This is a genomic window from Cryptosporangium minutisporangium (assembly GCF_039536245.1).
GTDB lineage: Bacteria > Actinomycetota > Actinomycetes > Mycobacteriales > Cryptosporangiaceae > Cryptosporangium > Cryptosporangium minutisporangium.
In genome coordinates this window covers 1-507 of record NZ_BAAAYN010000135.1, presented here as the reverse complement: position 1 = coordinate 507, position 507 = coordinate 1, and the positions used below count along the sequence as shown (strand labels likewise).

Genomic DNA, 507 nt, shown 5'->3' with positions numbered 1-507 from the left:
TGGGCGCGCTGTACCAGTTCTTCGCGGGCAAGGAAGAGCTGCTCCGCGGGGTGATGGAACGTCGTGGGCTGGTCCAGCTGGCCGAGATGCGCGCGGCCGCCGAGGCGGGCGACCTCCTGCAGCTGGTCGACACGATCGTCGCATTCCACCGGCGCTACCCGGCGTTCGGCCGGCTGTCGGCGCGGGTCTACTCGGCCGGCTCGGACGCACCGGCCGGCTACCACCTGTTCGAGGCCAACTACCGCACCGCGATGGACCTGTACGCGTCGGTGATCGCCGAGGGCCAGCGGCGGGGAACCGTCCGGCCGGGGAACCCCCACGCCCTGGCGCGTCTGCTGTCCAGCCTGGTCAGTGCGTACCACCGGGTCGACCCCGAGCTGGACCCGTCCGGCCCGACGCTGACCGAGCAGGACTTCCGGCGGATCGTCACCCGGGCGTTCGCGGCATGACCAGCCCGCGTGAGCTGCGTCGGCAGCGGCGGGTGGCGATGAGCCGGGAGCAGATCCT

The 507-nt window shown here is 72.4% G+C and carries 1 protein-coding gene; it reads left to right on the top strand.

Features of this window, described 5'->3' with window-relative positions; translation table 11 throughout:
- Nucleotides 1-449: TetR/AcrR family transcriptional regulator (locus ABEB28_RS42850; RefSeq protein ID WP_345734053.1), on the top strand; the 449-nt coding region annotated here is incomplete at its 5' end.
- Nucleotides 450-507 lie beyond the last annotated feature (58 nt).